The sequence below is a fragment of the Desulfoluna sp. genome, assembly GCF_030145185.1.
In the GTDB taxonomy this organism is placed as follows: Bacteria; Desulfobacterota; Desulfobacteria; order Desulfobacterales; family Desulfolunaceae; genus Desulfoluna.
On record NZ_JAQYWB010000035.1, the window covers coordinates 13,103 to 29,253 of the forward strand.

13 protein-coding genes are annotated in these 16,151 nt (G+C 54.0%); 5 read left to right on the top strand and 8 right to left on the bottom strand.

Annotation, left to right across the window (positions count from 1 at the left end; all coding sequences use genetic code 11):
- Nucleotides 1-91 precede the first annotated feature (91 nt).
- Nucleotides 92-577, bottom strand: a complete 486-nt coding sequence (locus Q1Q75_RS12565; RefSeq protein ID WP_300671056.1) for a dihydrofolate reductase — start codon at nucleotides 575-577, stop codon at nucleotides 92-94.
- 122 nt (nucleotides 578-699) lie between these two features.
- The gene (locus Q1Q75_RS12570; protein ID WP_300671059.1) at nucleotides 700-1,092 is read right to left on the bottom strand and encodes a hypothetical protein; all 393 of its coding nucleotides are present in this window, start codon (nucleotides 1,090-1,092) and stop codon (nucleotides 700-702) included.
- 460 nt (nucleotides 1,093-1,552) lie between these two features.
- Between Q1Q75_RS12570 and Q1Q75_RS12575 the strand changes: the two genes are divergently transcribed.
- Nucleotides 1,553-2,155 (top strand): hypothetical protein, encoded by a 603-nt coding sequence (locus Q1Q75_RS12575; RefSeq protein WP_300671063.1) that lies wholly within the window; start codon nucleotides 1,553-1,555, stop codon nucleotides 2,153-2,155.
- A gap of 21 nt (nucleotides 2,156-2,176) precedes the next feature.
- Here the strand turns inward: Q1Q75_RS12575 and Q1Q75_RS12580 are convergent, their stop codons facing one another.
- Nucleotides 2,177-2,647 (bottom strand): polyhydroxyalkanoate synthesis regulator DNA-binding domain-containing protein, encoded by a 471-nt coding sequence (locus Q1Q75_RS12580; RefSeq protein WP_300671066.1) that lies wholly within the window; start codon nucleotides 2,645-2,647, stop codon nucleotides 2,177-2,179.
- Nucleotides 2,648-3,111: 464 nt separating this feature from the next.
- Between Q1Q75_RS12580 and Q1Q75_RS12585 the strand changes: the two genes are divergently transcribed.
- Together Q1Q75_RS12585 and Q1Q75_RS12590 are read left to right on the top strand one after the other, a co-directional pair.
- The gene (locus tag Q1Q75_RS12585; protein ID WP_300671068.1) at nucleotides 3,112-3,717 is read left to right on the top strand and encodes a TetR/AcrR family transcriptional regulator; all 606 of its coding nucleotides are present in this window, start codon (nucleotides 3,112-3,114) and stop codon (nucleotides 3,715-3,717) included.
- Between the two features lie 126 nt (nucleotides 3,718-3,843).
- Entirely contained in the window at nucleotides 3,844-6,471 is a 2,628-nt protein-coding gene (locus Q1Q75_RS12590) for a hypothetical protein (protein ID WP_300671071.1), read from the top strand.
- Nucleotides 6,472-6,689: 218 nt separating this feature from the next.
- Here the strand turns inward: Q1Q75_RS12590 and queF are convergent, their stop codons facing one another.
- The 5 genes from queF to Q1Q75_RS12615 form a co-directional block, all read right to left on the bottom strand.
- Nucleotides 6,690-7,508 (bottom strand): NADPH-dependent 7-cyano-7-deazaguanine reductase QueF, encoded by an 819-nt coding sequence (queF, locus tag Q1Q75_RS12595; protein ID WP_300671073.1) that lies wholly within the window; start codon nucleotides 7,506-7,508, stop codon nucleotides 6,690-6,692.
- 572 nt (nucleotides 7,509-8,080) lie between these two features.
- Entirely contained in the window at nucleotides 8,081-8,740 is a 660-nt protein-coding gene (queC, locus tag Q1Q75_RS12600; protein WP_300671076.1) for a 7-cyano-7-deazaguanine synthase QueC, read from the bottom strand.
- Between the two features lie 4 nt (nucleotides 8,741-8,744).
- Entirely contained in the window at nucleotides 8,745-9,374 is a 630-nt protein-coding gene (locus tag Q1Q75_RS12605; protein WP_300671079.1) for a 7-carboxy-7-deazaguanine synthase QueE, read from the bottom strand.
- Nucleotides 9,375-9,385: 11 nt separating this feature from the next.
- Nucleotides 9,386-9,784 (bottom strand): 6-carboxytetrahydropterin synthase, encoded by a 399-nt coding sequence (locus Q1Q75_RS12610; RefSeq protein WP_300671082.1) that lies wholly within the window; start codon nucleotides 9,782-9,784, stop codon nucleotides 9,386-9,388.
- Nucleotides 9,785-10,152: 368 nt separating this feature from the next.
- Entirely contained in the window at nucleotides 10,153-11,388 is a 1,236-nt protein-coding gene (locus Q1Q75_RS12615) for a CinA family nicotinamide mononucleotide deamidase-related protein (protein ID WP_300671085.1), read from the bottom strand.
- 969 nt (nucleotides 11,389-12,357) lie between these two features.
- On the opposite strand from Q1Q75_RS12615, the gene pta reads away from it, so the two are divergent.
- Complete coding sequence (gene pta, locus Q1Q75_RS12620) at nucleotides 12,358-14,466, top strand: phosphate acetyltransferase (RefSeq protein ID WP_300671088.1); 2,109 nt, start codon at nucleotides 12,358-12,360, stop codon at nucleotides 14,464-14,466.
- A gap of 177 nt (nucleotides 14,467-14,643) precedes the next feature.
- A complete protein-coding gene (locus Q1Q75_RS12625) occupies nucleotides 14,644-15,849 on the top strand; it encodes an acetate kinase (protein WP_300671090.1) in 1,206 nt (401 codons plus the stop codon).
- The last annotated feature ends 302 nt before the right edge of the window (nucleotides 15,850-16,151 follow it).

Below are 16,151 nucleotides of genomic sequence, written 5' to 3' on the forward strand. Positions count from 1 at the left end.
TGAGTTGACCCGAGGAGCGAGGGATAAATCACGGCGGCAACCTGCTTTCAAGGTGGCTCACCTTGCCGTGCCATGGACACATGGCGCGGGATCAGTACTCCCCGGCCTTTTTTAAATAGATGGTATACGTGTAAGGAATGTCGGCGGGAAAATCCTGAGAAAAAACAGGTTTAAACACGGCGGGAATCTCCGGCATCAACACATCCCCTGCGACCTCCGTGTGAATATGGGAGATATGAAGGGTGTCGGCAAAGGGAAGGGTCGCCTTAAATATTTCCCCGCCCCCGGCCACTACGAGCCGGCGTCCCCCCTTGCAGCCCATCGTCAGGGCCTCATCAAGGGTGGTGCAGACCTGGCAACCGGGCGCTTCGTAGGCCGGATTACGAGTCAAAACGATGATCTTGCGACCCGGCAGGGGCCGCCCGATGGACTCCCAGGTCTTGCGGCCCATCAACACGCTGTGGTGATAACTCATCGCTTTAAACAAGGAGAGCTCCCCTTCGATCTGCCAGGGAATATCCGCGCCATCACCAATCACCCCGTTGTCCGCCACAGCCACAATAAATGACACCTTCATCCAGCTCTCCTCCCTTTAATGCACCACCCGACCTGTTCCCCTCTTTTCCGTTGCACGGTCCCCTTCGGGAGCCCCCAGAGGATTGTTATACCATCGCCCCAAAGGATGTGTCGAGGATCTGCCTATTTGATCACCTGAATCCCCATGGTGTGCATCCGGGCCATGCGCACCTGGCCCTTGGTCCCACGCGTGATGGAGAGGACCCGATTCACCAATTCCAGCAGTTCCCGACACACGGGTCGAAAGGCATTAATCGAGCACACCGACGGATGAAGCAAAATACTGTAACGATCCAAAAGGGTGGTTTCGTTCACCCCTTCCATCAATTCCTCAATGGACTCCGTCACATCTTCGGCCACTTCCCGAAACAGATCGATATCTACCACATCATATAAAATCGACACAAGACGAGCCTGGAGGTGCTCGAAATCTCGGCGTTTGACTCCTGCCAACGCCAGCGTACGATAATAACGAGTTTTCACAAGTTTTCCGACACTATCAGATAAAATATCCATACGGCCTCCCGTCCGAAGCGGGATTACGATGACTGCCCGGACTTTAGATCCACTGCCGGCATGATCATAAAAATATCTGGAATACGAGAAAGAGAGGGCTGATTTAGATGAGAAACAGTCGACATGCGGCCTGCGACAACCAAGCCCTGTCAGGGCTTGAATATACGGCCGACCTCCCGGTCGCGTGCCTCGGCACGTCAAACGGACAGATTGAAATTCGGTCAGGAGAGAATGATAGAAAATATCCGGCAAATGAAGGTTATGCTCTCAGTATACGTCGGAAGCCATTCTTCAGCAAGCTTTGTGGCCGCAAAGAACACCACGGGCAAAAAACGGGACTAAAGCCGGGCCTTCTTCCCGCCGAGATGATAAGAGAGAAACATCGCAATTAAACGCGCTGGCCTGACAAAAAGCGATATAGACGATAGGGGCAGCTAAAAGGGTTGGAAAGATCTCCGGGATGAAAAAACTCGACACGAAAAAACCAGAAGACGTCACGCCCATAAAAAGCCCAAAGAAGGTCCTCCGTCTCCTTGCCGTGGGGCTTCTTGTCGCAGCCCTCACCGCCGGGGGCTGGTTCGCCTATACCACCTTCTTCCGCTCGGATTACCCCAGGGCCGACCTTTCTTTCGTCGACTTGGACGACGCCGTACTCCGCTTTACATGGAGAGAAATTCCCGATGTGTATGGCCAAATCATCCAGGCAAACGCAGAGCTGGTTTTAATGGAAGGTGAGATCGATCGTATTACCCAGGTGGGGAAAAAATATCCGAGGCAAAAAAAAATCGTCACATCTGAGATCAACCGATGGAAAAAAAGTGTGCAAAAGCTCACAAGCCAACTCCATCGATTCCAGAACCAGGTGGAAGCTCTTTACGTCACCTTCCGGGTGAACCCCGAAAAAGGGAGAACAGCTATCCAGGAAAAGGCATCAGACCTTGCCACCTCCATGAAGGATACGTTGGCGGACGTCAAAACCCAGACCGTGCCTCTGAAAAATGCCCGGATCGCCCCGAAGGGGATCAAAGGGATCATTATCAGCCTCAAAGAGCGATTCCTTTAAAAAAACAGCCGCTCAGTCCGATCACGACCCCTCATCCTTGCCAGGCTCTTTGTCACCGGGACGAAAAAAGGGAAAGGGAGCGGCCTTGGCCAGATCATCCACAGATCGCCTCGCCATCTCGGTAAACTCTGTGCTGAAATGAAGCACCTGCTTAAACTGGTCGTCGAAGGACTTTCGCTGCTTCACATAACTGTCAATGGTCTGCGAAAGATGGATATCAAAAAAATCACCCATCATGTTGTCGTCGTAGCGAAGCATCAGATGAAGGAGACGAACGGGTAATAAGAATTTCTTCTTTTTAGCCTCCTCAACAAGGACTTGTGTCAGGATGTACGCCGTCACATCATCCCCGGAACTGGCCTCTACCACCTGAACGTTCTTTCCGCTTTGAATAATTTCAGCGAGCTGGTCCAATGTCATGTAGGCACTCTCAGAGGTATTGTAGAGGCGCCTGTTGCTGTATTTTTTTATCAGCACGGTCTCGTCTGCCATTGTCTCTCCCCGTTGGGTCATCCGTTAAGACCAAAAAAATCGTCAGCTTACGCCAATTGAGTCTGCCGTCAACGGGCGATATCATCCAACCAAGCCCACCCCATTTTTTTGCAGATGCCCCTCAAATATTTGTTCGTGTCTCTGACTATATGTCAGCCACCCAAGGAATGCAATTGACCTCCTTTTCACACATTCTTTGGGGGAAAAAGAAACCGCACCCCAAAAATACATTGTTCATTTTAAACAATTGTGTTTTTACTGGGTATGTATCGGTTAATATATGCGAATACTGTCCGGAGACAGATCGTCGATATCCGCCATGGACTTTTCAATAAGATTCATGCCGCCTCTGGATCGGCCAGTGCCCAGGTAATACCCGGACAAAGCCCCCCGCTCACCCCATACAGATCCGCCCGGCGTCTTTATACGACCCCTCCGCGGCCACTGAACAGGAGAACCGAAGCATGGCAAAATCCGTTCTTAAACAACTCAAAGAAAATGAGCGTGAAGTTCGGCGACAACTTATCATCCGTGCAGCCAAAGCCCTCTTCAATCAAAAAACCTTCCATGAAATCGGCATGCGGGACATCGCAACCGAAGCCGGGATTTCCGTGGCATCTCTCTACCAGTATTTCCCCAGCCAGGATGATCTCTTCGTAGAAATCCTCACCAACGATATCAACCTGATCAAATCGCGCCTCTGGGAAGACCGCCGTGCCCTCGAAGATATCGCCATCGACATTGTCAACTTCCTCGTCGACAACGAAGATATTTTTCAAATGATGAGTCACTTCATGATCAAGGGAGAAAAAAATCCAGAGACCCTTCGCAAATTCAACGTCATTCAAATTCTCTTCCTCGACATGCTGGACAAAGCGCTGACCCGTGCCGGAGAGACCCCGCCGGTCAGTTATTACTCCCACGCCTTCTTCGCCTCCCTGTTCGGTAATGTCATCACCTTTCGAAACTACCCGTCAAGTGACACCACCTCACATCGCGAAAGCCTGTATCATGTAGCCCGAATTACGGCCAAAGCCTTCCACGATACCCTTGTCTCTCACGGAAAATAAAAAACAAATGTAATAGAAAATTTTTAACGCCCAATTACAAAACTACTTTTATTGGGATAAACAATGTTATAAGATGATTTTCTTCAGGTCCACCGATAGCAACCCTTTCGGATAAGGAGACAGTCCGTGCAGAAACGCCTGACTCTGTTCTTCACCGCATTACTCTGCCTCCACGCCTCCTCCGCCCTTGGGGTCTGGAACTATGAACGCCCGGACGGAAACAGCTCCGCCCTCATGGGATGCTGGTCAGATGAATCCGTCTCATACACCGTCGGATTTAACGGCGCCGTCTTTCGCCGCCATATGGACGGTGCCTGGACAGATATCAGTGACCCTACCCTTGCGGGCGCTGCCCTCTTCGCCATCCAGGAGACCACCACAGGAGCTGTCTATGCCTCCGGATATCGACTCGGCACACCCCGCTTCGACTCCAATGACGACGGCCAGGTGAATGCCGATGACACCCAAAGCCGCTACGCCGTTATCTTTCATTACAACGGATCGGCCTGGGAGGAACTAAGCACCCCCTACGATCCGGAATCCCCCTTCTTCGCCTCCTCCTTTGTAAGCATCTGGGCAGATGAGGGCGGCACCGTCTATTTTGGTGGGGGAAAACAGCGTTCAAGCAACAGTGACGAGCCCTCAGGGGTATTTCTTGCCTACGACGGGGCCTCCTTTGAACCCCTGATCGGAACCTCCAGCAATGCCCCCAGCATCAACAGCATTCAGGGCACAGACGCCCACGTCTACCTGGCCTGCTCTTCCGGATGCATGATCGAATTCGATCTCAGGTCCCGCGAGTTCAGCGTCATGGAGCCCCAAAACTACGCGGTTGATTTCCGTGGGGTTTGGAAAGATACGGACAACACGCTCTACGCGGTGGCAGAAGGCACCTACGGCTACATCTTTCGATACCACGACACCCGCGGCTGGGAGCCCATGGCCATCGATCATCAGGAAGTTCCCCCCCTCTATTGCATTGCCGGACGCGGTGATCTCCTCATCGCGGCAGGCAGCTACGGCAAAGCCTTCTACCTCGACCTCGCTAAAGATAAGTTCATCTGGAAAGAGCTGCTCACAGGCACCCAGAGCCACATTAACGGCCTCGCCATGGCTGGCGATGACTTCCTGGCAGCCACCTCAGGCGGTGAACTCTACCGCATGACCGAAAAGGACCCCAGAACCGCCTACATCCTGGCCAACCCGCCCACGGGCATCGGAACCTTGATCGAGGGCACCCTGACCCATCAGGCCACCCTCTACGATTTTTCTCTGGGAGATATCTGGAAACGGGAATGGCGCTTCGACAATGAACCCCACCGCGATCCCGTCCCTGCCTTCGGCATCCTCTACTCCTCTACGGCAAACGGGGTGAATACCGCGATTGAGATCACCGGGGAAGGTGGAGAAGAGAGCAACAGGGAACTGCGCATCACTGACTGCAAAGACTGCACGCCCCATGTCGACATCACCGATACGGTCGTCAAGCTCTTTATTCAATCCGGACAGACCACCCAGAACACCATCAAAAAGGTTCTGGAAAAGAGCACGGCCGTCTCGAAGGTCACGGCCCGCAACGGTGACAGCCCCTGGGTGATCTCGACCAAAGAGTATGACCGCGTTCTACTCAAAGGGGGGCGCGACAACGAAAATCTCTTCATCAACGAAGCCACCTCCGGGGATGACTTCTACCTCGCCGTCCACCGATTCAAAGACAGGGGGACCTATGAACCCAGCCTGACCGTCTACCGGGAGAACGTCACCTTTATTGATGGAATGATCAAGGTTTACGGACAGCGGACCAAAGATAGCTGCACCACCATTGAGGTGAAAGACGACGATGTGATCCAATCGAAACCGGCCACGGGAATTCTTGGAGACATCATCGAAATCCATGCCGTCCACGGTGAAAAAGGCAACATCAAAATTCAACTGGTAGCCGTCTCCGATGCGGAAGCAAAGCCGTTATTGAAAGACAATACCCTCTATATCCCCATGCAAGAAGGTGTCACAACCGTCGGCGCAATCATTCAGCACCTCACAGGTCAGGAACTCATCGACACCGCCACCCCGAAGACGCCGGCCACGGAGGAGACCCTCTGGGACAGTGAATCCGAGAACACCTCCGTGATTCTGGAAGGGGGAACCAATGCCGCAGAGGTTGCGTACGACCCCGGAACCGACACCGTAACGATAACCATCGACAGCGGCCTCACCACCACAACAAATATCGCTGAGGCGCTCTCCACGGCCCACGACCCCGTTTCAGGCACCCTTATTTTCACAGGGGTTCTGGAGGTCGTCTGGAATAAAATATGGAATATCAATGACCACACCAACACAGCAACCCTTCCCGGCATGCTCACGGAAACCGTTTCCACCACCGTGCACGTGGTGGATGAAAACGATCTGGATTTCACCTTCACGCCGACTGAAGCCAAACTCAAGGCCACCCTCTGCCTGGCTGACGCCTCAGACCCGAGCCTTGACATTATCAAGTGGGAATGGGCCGTTTTCAGGCCCACGTCGAGCGGCTACGAGACCAAAGCCACGGTTAAGAGTGAAACCGGAAATGCCGAGGTCACCATCTCCGATCTCGGAAAGTACGACATCGGGCTCCAGGCCACCCTCAAAGATGGTTCCACCCTCACCATGGAGAAGGTAGACGCTATAAAAATAAAGGGGGAGCACGCTGGAGAGTCGAGCCTGGAGGGTGCCAGCGGGTGCTTCGTCGGCGCGGCATCGGCCCGCTGAACCCCATAAAAAAAGGCACCCCGGAAATCCTCCGAAGGGTGCCTTTTCAAACTCTAATATTACAAAACAGGTAACTATTCAGCTCCCCCAAAAGCCTCCGCGCAGATTTGAAATATGTATTTAAGATCTGTTTGTTAAACTTTTCAAAAGCTTAACCCCGACAGGGCCGCCGGAGGCATAAGCTGAATAGTTACCTCTGATGTTACAAACTATTCTCTTTACTGACGTACAAGTCTCCGATTGGAAAAGGATGCCGGCACGCTGCTTCGGCAGGGATTGATGTCCAACCCGCCCCGCCGGGTGAACCGCCCCACCACCGTCAGTGTGTGAGGTGCCAGGCGCTCCAAAATATCCGTATAAAGGGTCTCCACACAGTTCTCGTGATAGCCGGTGTGGGTTCGGAAAGAGACGAGATAGGCAAAAAGAGCCACCTCATCAATTTTTTTCCCGGAATAGGTGATCTCCACCGAAGCCCAGTCGGGCTGACCAGTCACCGGACAGTTGGTCCGCAGAATATGGGAGCAAAGGGTTTCATCGACGACCTCGCCGTCCCCGTGGGTTAACAGCGAGGCGTCCACCGAGTAAACATAGGCCTCAGCCTCATGATGATCGATACACTGGCCCTTCGCCCGGCACACACCCAAGGCGGCGGTATCGTCGCAGCCGAGAAAAGAGACAACAACGGCACCGTCCGCTACCCGTGAGAGATCTTCCGTCATCGCTTCCTTCACCTTTTCCGCACTCTCAAACCGGCTCAGGTTAAAAGAGTTCAAGTAAAGCTTTAACGACTTCGACTCTACAATGCACCGGCTCTCAGCCGAAAAACGGATCTCGGCCACCGCGGACACCGGTTTCCCCTTTCCGTCCAGCCACGAAAGCTCCCAGGCCGTCCAGATATCCTCCCCATAAAAGGGAAGTTCCCCCTCATCCAAGCCAAGAAACCCTCTACCCAAGGCTCTCTCCACCGGAAAAAGCTGGGACGGGTCGTAGGTAAAGGTGTAACCGGTCTTCTTCCCCAAGGGATTCTCTGTTCTCATATTCATGTGTCTCCGACGGCAAACTTTTTTGATGACCACCCCTTCTCAGCTATCATGCAAAGGCAGTGGTGGTTTGTAGAAAATGTTCTTCGTGCTTGGTGCCTGGTTCTTCGTTCGAGGAGTCGCTGCGCTCTATCCATTATGAGAAAATTGCAACTATTCAGCTTGCGCCTCCGGCGGCCCTGCCGGAGGCTAAACTTTTGCCTGATTTTATTAAGACGGGTTTAACAAACAGGTTTTAAAAATTATTCTTGATAAAATTCCATCTTAAATGCGGATGTGATTACCTCTTATTCACAGCCATGGGTTCCCTGTCCATGTCAGGCTTCAATGTCACCCACACCGGTGAGATTACGGCGGCGTAGTAGGATGGGCACCCATTTATTATCAAAGGGCGAAGCGTGCCCATCTGGCAGTCGGGAAACCCACAACGCTGAAAATTGTATAAATTTTGACGACGCAGCATCTCTCCCCGGTGTACAGAGTTTATACTGCACCAAAACCAGCTTTCAAGGTGGCTCACCTTGCCGCCGGAGGCATGCTTTTTGTGCCTTTATTTTTTTCCTGCAACCTTATTTCAGATACGTGGTCGGATCGAGGCCCTCATCATAACGCAGGGCGTATTTGCGTTCGTCGCAGGCACCGCAGGTTCCGCAGTGGGCGGCGCCGCCTTTGTAGCAGGTCCAGGTGGCGGAAAAATCAACGCCGAGGGTTCGCCCCAGATCGCCGATGGCCCGTTTGTCGATGTGGGCAAAGGGAAAGGCGAGGGTCACCTGGCCATCGGTACCAATTTTAATGGCCGTGGAGAGGGCCTCGTTGAAATCGGGACGGCAGTCGGGATAGATAAAATGGTCCCCGGCATGGGAGGCAAGAACCACCCGAGAGGCCCCTACGGACTCGGCGTATCCGGCGGCGATGGAGAGCATGATTCCATTACGGAAAGGGACCACGGTACTCTTCATGTTGGCCGCGTCGTAGGCACCGTCGGGAACTGACTCTCCCGATTGAAGGAGGCTGGAGTCGAAGAGATCGTTGATAAAAGGAAGCGGCACCAGGGTGTGGGTCACGCCCAGGCTCTCGCACATGGCTTTTGCCAGAGGAAGCTCACAGGCGTTGTGCTTGGATCCATAATCAAAGCTAATGGCCACACATCTTTGTCCTTTATCAACGCAATCTGCCAGAAGCACGGCAGAGTCCATGCCGCCGGAGAGAACCACCAGGGTTTCAAACATTGAATTAAATTCCTTTTTTCGTATCAAACGCAAGAATATGCAGGCGACTTGCCATGCGATAGCCTTTCTTGACGCAGTGATCCCAGACAAAGGGCATCCGGGCAATCTGCTCTTCACGGGTCATCCCCATGGGCATGAGCCACACCCGGTCCTTTTCAAGGCCATGCGTCGCCACAAAGTCATCGATGGAAGAGATTGTCTCCTCACAAGCCACAAACTTGAGATGATGGGCACGGGAGAGGCTCACCGCGTCCACCTGCCAGGCCCCGGAGAGGTATTTCGGCGAACAGATCACCTCACCCTTAATCCCTTCCGGGATGCGCACTTTGCCCGAGGTCTCGTACTGCACCTCAACGCCCCGCTCAAAAAGCGCACGGTCCAGCGTCTCCAGACCCGCAGCCCACTGAAGCAGGGGCTCTCCGCCGGTGATCACCACAAAACGGTGACCACTGTCTTTCACCGCGCCCAAAAGATGCTCAACGGACACGTCGGTGCCACCGTCCCAGGCTCCCTTGGTATCGCACCAGGGGCACAAGGGGGCCACACAGCCTGAAAACCGGATAAAAAAAGCGGGCCGGCCGGTATGGGGGCCTTCTCCCTGAAGGGAAGCAAACATTTCATGGAGATTCAACATAGGAAGAGGCCTCAAGCTGTCACGGTTGCCCAGGAATCCGGGGTTTCGTAGAGGCGCACCTCTTTCAAGGTCAGGCCGTCAAATTCAGACGCAGAGGAGAGGATCTTGAAAATATAGAGCACCATGTTCTCGGCCGTGACCGGAATATTCAGATACTCGGCAAGCTCATTCAGGTTGGCGTGATCGTATCGATCCACGATGCGCTCTTTCACCAGGCGTTTCAACTCGGTGAAGTTAACAATCATGCCCGATGCATCCAAGGGGCCGGAGACCGTCACCTGAAGGGTGTAGGTGTGCCCGTGAAAGGCAGAACATTTGCCGTAAAGGGCTTTGTTCTCTTCTTCGGAAAAGTCATGACGGCAAAGCCTGTGGGCAGCGTCAAATCGAAACTCTTTGGTAATGGAAAGCATAGACCACCTTAACTTACTGCGGCACAGCAGAGAGGAGCCCGGCAAACCATCATTAATAAATCAAGGAAGGTGTACGCTTAAGGGGCCACAACCGGCTGCGCGGTCAGTGAGGGAGAATTTTTTGTGCGGGATGCCTCTCGTCCGCATGGGCCTTAGCCCGGATATTTCATAAAAAATCGCCATGGACCTGCCATGGCAGATTGATGATTCCGTTTACAACAACAAGCGTTTGTATCACAGCGCATCCCATTTGAAAACGGGAAAAATCAAGCCTCCGGCGACTCGGCCTGGGGACAAACACATGAAACGTTGGGTAAACAGGTTTTCTTGTTCGCGTTATTTTGTGTTCGTCCCCTACCCTGCGCCGTCTACATCGCCCGCCTCAGCAAATCCAGCGCCTTAAACGCAAAAATCCGTTTGTTCTGGTGGCGCTCTTTAAAGGGAGAAACAAACCGGTGGGTTTCGGTACCGGCTTCCGTGGCAACCCCAATCCAGACGGTACCCACCGGTTTATCCTCGGTCCCGCCAGTGGGTCCTGCGATGCCACTTGTGGCAATGCCGATATCGGCGCCGGAGAGACGCCGGACCCCTTCGGCCATCTCTCGGACGGTTTCCTCGCTCACGGCGCCGCAGGAATCAAGGGTTTGCCCGGACACACCGAGCACCTTCATCTTGGCGCTGTTGGCATAGGTCACAGCCGAGAGGAGAAACCAGTCGGAACTGCCTGGCACATCGGTGAGCAGAGAACCGATCAGCCCTCCGGTGCAGCTTTCCGCCACAGCCACCGTTTTATGTGCCGCACTCAAGGACTCAGCTACCGCCTCGGCCATGGAGAGCCCCTGGACTGAAATCACACAGTCGCCCAGCCGCGTCACAGCTTCTGTGACCGCCGCGGCCTGTCGCTTCGCCAATGCCGCCTCCGCCCGGGCAAAGGCCCAGAGCTTGACCTCAATCACTGGAAAGGCGGCACGGTAGCCTACATGGATTCCATGAAAGAGTGTATCAAGCCCTGCAATCCGCTCTCCGACCACCGATTCAGGAAGGCCAAAGGTGGTGATGGCGGTTTTCACCAAACGACTCCCCCCTGGCTGCAGGGCTTCGATGGCTGGCATCACGGCTTTATCCATCAGGTAACGCATCTCGCGAGTCACTCCGGGCAAAAACCAGAAACGGGTTCCAGAAAGCTCCAGACAATAGCCCGGTGCCGTCCCCACAGGATTGGGAATGCACTCAGCCCCCCTGGGCAGACGGGCCTGCTTAAGATTGGAGGCAGGAACAGGCGCCCGACGCCCTTCAAAATACGCGGCCACAGAGGCAGCCGCCAGCGGATCCTCCACCAGGGGGACCCCGGCCGATTCTGCGGCGGCCCGGGTCGTCAAATCATCTTCCGTAGGGCCCAAGCCTCCGGTCACTACAGCGATCTCGCATCGCCCGGCCACCCGCAGGAGAACCTCCTTCAAAGAGGACAAATCATCTCCCACCGAAAGATGGCGCACCACCTCCACCCCCACTTCACTGAGCTTTTCCGAAATCCAGGCCGCATGGCTGTCCACCACCTCGCCTTTTAAGATCTCCTCTCCGGTCGTGACCACCATCGCTCTCATTTATCCATCTCCTTTCATCTCGTCACAGACCTTCCCTGACCACCGGATCCCCGGCAAGGCCATGGGCCTGATCCGTCCGTTCCGTACCCTCATCATGAATCACTGTGCTGACAAACCAACCCCCGCACGCCCGCTGATATCAGATGCCTGACACCGGCTGATCCAGCCGTAAAAAAACGTGTGGAATAAGCAACCCATATTCAGAATAACGGGCCAGCATGGCATTTCCACCCACCCGCCATAATCGCCCGTCCTGCTCACCGTAAGCCAATCACCCCCAGGAAGCAAACCCCAATGCCACCCATGACGTTCCCCCAATGGGCATAACCCGGCCGGTTCTTCGATTTCAGTTGGTCATCCCCCTTTTTTATGGTAAATTGCTTCCTGTTGTTTTGTCCTGATTTTCAGATTTTACCAAACGTTCGATATCTTGGACCGAGGAATGAATCTGATCTCATGGAGATACCAACGACTGTACCGTGGGGGCCGAGCTATCCGTTGGGCCCCCACGGTAGAGTGGACAAACAGCGCGCCACAGGTTGACCGGCCACAGGTCGCAGCCCCCCTGCGTGGGTTTTGCCTCAAATGAGGAGAATCGTTTGTATTTCGCTTCGCCTTCTTGTACGCAACCCTCCCATGCATCCGAAACGTCGGATATCAATTCCGTGACGCCCAAAACAACCAAACCGTCAGGGCAGACAACGGCCGTGACAAGGCGTTCCTAAAAAGGTGGACGCGCGTCCGTATTTTTGCACTATTCTCTGCTTTTTTAGCGAGTTACCGGAATCTTTTTGGAAAGATGTTGATTGTTTCAATCACATGAAGTATGAAATATTTTTTCCATGATGGCGCTTGATGTCGCGTCAAACAAACGCGATAAAGTTCCGTTCCAACGCAAAATACGATTGATACGGCACGTTGTGCCTTTTTTTTATTGAGTTGTGTTACCAGTAATCAAGGAATAGGCGTATGGCAAAAAGTCTCTACATCAGCACAACCAACGCCAGGAGCGGTAAATCAACCATCGTTCTTGGTATCATGCAGCTTCTCATGAGGGATCTGCAAAACGTTGGCTTTTTCAGACCCATCATCAACCCGTCGGCTGAAGAGCGGGACCCGGATACAGACCTGGTCCTCTCACACTTCTATCTCGGCATGAGATATGAAGACACCTACGCGATGACCCTCGACGAAGCCAAAAAACTTGTCAATGCGGGCAAGCAGAATCAGATGATTGAAATCATTCTCAGCAAGTACAAACAGCTTGAAGAGAAGTACGATTTCGTTCTCTGCGAAGGCATTGATTTCGTGTTGGGCAACGAAGCGTTTACCTTCGACATCAACGCCGTGGTTGCCGCCAACATGGGCTGTCCCGCCCTGGTGGTCACCAACGCCCACAACGCGACCATTGACGAAATTGTGAGCCTGAACCACCTGGCCATGGAAGATCTCGAGAACAAGGGTGTCGACATCCTTGGTATCATGGTCAACCGTGCCGAGGCATCACAGACCGAGGCGATCCTTGAGGCGCTTGAAAAAGACATCAAGGTCGACAACTGCTCCTTCCATGTCATCCCGGAAGACAGCAACCTCATGAAGCCCACGGTGGCAGACCTCCAGAAATGGCTGGGTGCCGAGGTGATTTACGGCAAGAAGACCATGGACAAAATGATCGATGGCTATGTGATCGCCGCCATGCAGATCAACAACTTCCTCAACTACATCAAGGAAGACAGCCTCGTGGTCACCGCAGGGGACCGAACGGATATTATCCTGAGCGCCATGGCCTCCCGTCTCTCCAGCTCCTACCCCAACATCTCCGGTATTCTGCTCACAGGTGGCATCGCCCCCTCCGACAGCATCCAGAGACTGGTAGAGGGATGGGAAGGGATCCCCGTCCCCATCCTTCTTGTCAAGGACCCCACCTACCCCACCATGCGCAATCTCAACCACGTGCACGCACGTCTTGAGCCCGACAACCCCAAGAAGATCGCTTCGGCCCTGGGTCTTTTTGAAGCCCATGTCGACACCCAGGAGATGCGCCGGAAACTCGTCGAGCGCAAGTCCGTTAACGTGACGCCGCAAATGTTTGAGTACAACCTCATCCAGAAAGCCAAGAAGAACAAACAGCACATCGTTCTTCCCGAAGGCACCGGAGAGCGCATCCTCAACGCATGCGACATCCTCCTTCGACGCGACGTCTGCGAAGTAACTCTGCTGGGCAAAGAGGCCGAGATTCAGGCCAAGATCTTCAAGCTTGGCCTTGACCTCTCCGGTGCCCACATTGTGGAACCCACCAAGAGCCCCCTGTACGAAGAATACGTCCAGGAGTTCTATGAGATGCGTAAGACCAAAAAGGGCATGAACATGGACGTTGCCCGGGACCTCATGAGCGATGTGACCTACTTCGCCACCATGATGGTGCACAAAGGAAACGCCGACGGCATGGTCTCTGGATCCGTCAACACGACGGCTCACACCATCAAGCCCGCCTTCCAGATCATCAAAACCAAGCCCGATGCCTCCATCGTCTCATCAATCTTCCTGATGTGCCTGAAGGATCGTGTCCTTGCCTTTGGTGACTGTGCGGTCAACCCCACGCCCAATGCAGAACAGCTCGCTGAAGTCGCCATCGGCTCTGCCCAGACCGCCGAAATTTTTGGCGTAGAACCCCGAGTAGCCATGCTCTCCTACTCCACCGGTTCTTCCGGCAAAGGCGCCGAAGTGGAGAAGGTGATTGAAGCGACCCGCATTGCAAAAGAGCGTTGCCCCGATCTGCTTCTTGAAGGTCCCATTCAGTACGATGCCGCCATCGACCCCTCGGTGGCCAAGACCAAACTGCCCGACAGCAAAGTCGCCGGCCAGGCCACGGTCTTCATCTTCCCTGATTTGAACACCGGGAACAACACCTACAAAGCAGTACAGCGCTCCTCCGACCAGGTGGTTGCCATCGGCCCCGTCCTCCAGGGCCTCAACAAACCGGTCAACGACCTCTCCCGAGGCTGCACTGTTCCCGACATCGTCAACACCGTGGCCATCACCGCCGTTCAGGCGCAGGCGGCCAAAGGTCTGGTTTAAATTCCAGGGTCGGTGCACGAGTTGCCAAGTGAGCATCCCAGGGGATCATCCCCCCCTGGGATGCCCTAGGCATCGTACGCGACCGTTTGTATGAGGAATGAGCTCTGAAACCAGACACCTTTGATGTTTCAGGTGGTCATTCCGATCAACGTTTTTACGTAACAAGGTAATTCTATCATGAAAGTATTGGTAATTAACGCTGGTAGCTCATCCCTCAAATATCAGCTGCTTGACATGGATAATGAAGCCGTTATGGCCAACGGCATTGTAGAACGTATCGGCGAAACCGTGGGTAACCTCACTCACAAAGCATTCCCCGACACCGACGCACAGAAAAAAGTCGTTAAAGAAGAAGAGATCAAGGACCACAAGGTCGCCATGCACATGGTACTGGATCTCATCACCGGGACTGAAGCCGGTGTCATCTCCGACCCCAAAGAGATCGACGCCATCGGCCACCGCGTGGTACAGGGCGGCGAAGCCTTCACCAGCGCCTGCGTGGTTGACGGTTCCGTCAAGGTCGCCATTGCCGACAACAATCCCCTGGCGCCCCTGCACAACCCCGCCAACCTCATGGGGATCGAAGTGGCCGAAGAGCTCTTCCCCGGCACCCCCAACGTGGCCGTATTCGACACTGAATTCCACGCATCCATGCCCAAGGAAGCCTTCCTCTACGCCCTCCCCTACGACTACTACAAAGAGCTGCGCATCCGTCGTTACGGTTTCCACGGCACCTCCCACAAGTATGTCTCCCGCAAAGTGGCAAGCCTCATGGGCAAAAAGCCCGAAGAGATCAACGTCATTACCGTGCATCTCGGTAACGGCTGCTCCATGGCCGCGGTTGAAAAAGGCAAGTGCCAGGATACCTCCATGGGCATGACCCCCCTTGCCGGTGTCATGATGGGTACCCGCAGCGGTGACATCGACCCCGCCATCGTCGCTTACATCGCAGAAAACAAAGGCATGAGCGCTTCCGAGGTCGACTCCCTGCTGAACAAGCAGAGTGGACTGAAAGGCGTTTGCGGCTTAAACGACATGCGTGATATTCACTCAGCCGTTGAAAACGGTGACGAGATGGCCAAGCTGGCTCTCGACATGTTCGCTTATCGCGTCAAGAAGTACATCGGCGCTTACGCTGCCGTCCTCGGCACCATCGACGCCATCGTCTTCACCGCTGGCATCGGGGAGAATGACGACATCACACGTGCTCTCATTTGCGAAAACCTCTCCGGCCTCGGCATCAGCATGGACGTCGAGAAGAACAAGGGTCGCAAGGGCGAGCCCACCAAGATTCACACCGACGATTCCAAGGTTCAGGTTTGGGTTATCCCCACCAACGAAGAGCTCCAGATCGCACAGGAAGCCGTAGAACTGCTCAAGTAGTTTCCGGCTTCTCTGCCACCTGTGGCAGGAGAATCGATTAAAAAAAGGCCCGTAAGGAGACGTTTCCTTTCGGGCCTTTTTTTATCCGCACCGTGTGTCAACCCGCACCGCAGAGAAAGAGAGCCCCAAAAGAGAACCGGCACACCCTTTGCTAAGGATCAGTCCACGGGCATACGCCGACGCAAAATGCGGGGTTGACGCAAAAGAGACGTTGGCATACAACAAATCAATTCGTAAAATAGAGTGGTTCGACTCGTGGGAGAGGCATCCACACCCCTGTGTGTGTATAATAACAGCGCTCC